Consider the following 2,192-nt stretch of genomic DNA (forward strand, 5'->3'; position numbering starts at 1 on the left):
AGTCCCGAGCCTAACCATGTCGGACATACGCCTTGAGGGACAGGCCGGGAAACTTGGCGCTACCATGACCGCCGTCGTTGTGGACGGAGCGAAGGGCAAGGAATATCGCGTGCCGACTTCCGGTGACATCCTCGCGGCGGAACGGGCGGAGTCCGAGTTGAGTCGGCTGTATGGTGACATCCCGTTCGGATTGCCTGATGAACCGACACCCGCCGGTGGAGGCCGCGGTGCTGGCCTACGCCGGTAATGCGCTCAATTGATCATACTTGATCTGCCGGGCGGCCTCGACCTCAAGCCGGGTCGCCCGGCGGATTTCCGGCGCCCCGGCCGTGCGCGCCCGTTTCTTCCGCGGGAAATCTCGGCTCGTCTTGTTTCCCCGCTCATAGCCGTCGAGCACAGCCACCGCGAGACGCTCCCACAGCGACTCGCCCGGCAAGGCAATACTACGGTACTCCGCCATCGCGCCTCGATACGCGCCCAGCAGCTTCGCCACGCTGATCTGGTCGCTCGGCACCGCATCGTAGGACAACTCCACCTGCGCGTGCAACGACATCGTCCACAGCCCCAACAGCGACCACACCGCCTCCACTTCCGCATTCTCCCACCGACGGCTCCGCAACTTCCGCCGCGCAAACGTTTGCTTGAAGTGGCGATAAAACAGCTCCACCCCCCACCGAAGGCCGTATGCCCGGATCGCCTGCCGATCAGGAAAGGCTCCCTCGTCCAGCACCGACGTGACCAGGTACACCGGCTCGCGGCCGTCGTGCGCTACGACCAACCGCAGCACCAACGGTGGCTGCTGCTGCTTCCGCACGCGATCGGGCCACAGGTAGACCAAGCCGTTACGCTCGCGGGCATAGCCCAACTGCTTGAGCAGCCGCACATTCGCGCCGACCCGAATGAGAAACTGGTGTCCGCTCTCCAACAGCGCCTTCCAGTACACGTAGCCGACGAACCCCGCGTCAGCCAGCACCATGGCGCGCGCCGGCAGGGCGGCGATCATGGCCTTGAAGTGGTCGCGTTCGCTGCTGTCCGAAGGCCCGGTCCGCCAGTCCCAGGGCAACCCGGTGCCGACGTGCCACAGCGTCGTCAGCCACATCTGCGCCGTGTTAGACTTGGTGCCGCGGGCGACCGCCGCGGCGCGGGCACGGCGTTTCGACTTACTGGGCCGTTTCCGCGCGCGACGGGGGCGTCGGGGCACGGGCGGTGTCTCGTTGGACTCGGTACGCGGCAGTTCCAGCCGGGTGCCGTCCACGCCGAAGAGCGTATAGCCATCGAGGGTGAACCGGTCGGCCAAGTCCTCCTGCATACGCCGCCGCAGCGCGCCGACCAGGGGCACCGCGAGCCTCGTCGTCCAGGCGCGCAACATCTGCAGGAAGGCCTGGTAAGTGGCGGCGACGAGCATCGAGAGCGCCAGGGCATGGATGGCGATCTTGCGGGCTGCCTGGAATCGGTCTTTGAGAGTTTCCTTGTCCGACCATACCCAGAGCAGGGCCGTGATGGTGAGTGTGCGGGGTGTCCAGGTGCATGTCTTGGCGAAGTGGACGGTCGAGAAGTCGGCGCCCTCGGTGAGCCAATCGAGGACGCGCTTGAGGTCTTGATGGTTGGGTTGCCGTCCGGTATGACGGTTAAGGTCTTGGTGCGACATGGCCGACTCCGTCGGGGTGTACCGATCCCTGTTTCCTGTCGAGCAACAGAAATAGTGACCGTAACACCGTGTCGCATCAAGACCTTATCGCATTCCTCCTAACGAACGTTAACGGCGTAGCGTGCCACCCGGACCCACGCCTGGTCCGTCCATTGTCAATCGACGGCGCACTGGACACCGGGGCAGCGGACCGTTCTAATGGGCGGCCGTCAGAACCATGGCGTACCGAGCGACATGATCGTGGCGAACGAGCGACCCGGAACGGATGGCGGGCCATGGCGCAGGGCAAGCCGCGGGGCTTCACGCTGATCGAGCTGCTGGTCGTCATCGCGATCATCGCGGTGCTGATCGCGCTGTTGCTACCGGCGGTGCAGGCGGCGCGCGAGGCGGCCCGGCGCGCTCAGTGCGTCAACAACCTGAAGCAGATCGGCCTGGCCCTGCACGGCTACCAGGGGGCGAGCCAGGTCTTCCCGCCGGGCTACGTCTCGGGCTTCGATTCGGCGGGGACCGACACCGGGCCGGGGTGGGGCTGGGGCGCGATGCC

Annotated in this window: 3 protein-coding genes; 2 read left to right on the top strand and 1 reads right to left on the bottom strand. The window is 66.0% G+C overall.

Going from position 1 to position 2,192, the window contains the following annotated elements; translation table 11 throughout:
- On the top strand, nucleotides 1–247 hold a 247-nt coding region (locus Q0W90_RS24370; protein ID WP_297777233.1), incomplete at its 5' end, for a hypothetical protein.
- Here Q0W90_RS24370 and Q0W90_RS24375 read toward each other — a convergent pair.
- Nucleotides 236–1,648, bottom strand: coding sequence for a transposase (locus tag Q0W90_RS24375; RefSeq protein WP_297777236.1), 1,413 nt, complete (start codon nucleotides 1,646–1,648; stop codon nucleotides 236–238). The two genes, Q0W90_RS24370 and Q0W90_RS24375, sit on opposite strands and share 12 nt — an antisense overlap.
- Nucleotides 1,649–1,923: 275 nt before the next feature.
- On the opposite strand from Q0W90_RS24375, the gene Q0W90_RS24380 reads away from it, so the two are divergent.
- Nucleotides 1,924–2,192, top strand: a 269-nt coding sequence (locus tag Q0W90_RS24380; RefSeq protein ID WP_297777239.1) for a DUF1559 domain-containing protein, incomplete at its 3' end; no start/stop codon positions are given.

It is taken from the genome of Mycobacterium sp. (assembly GCF_025933915.1).
GTDB lineage: Bacteria > Actinomycetota > Actinomycetes > Mycobacteriales > Mycobacteriaceae > Mycobacterium.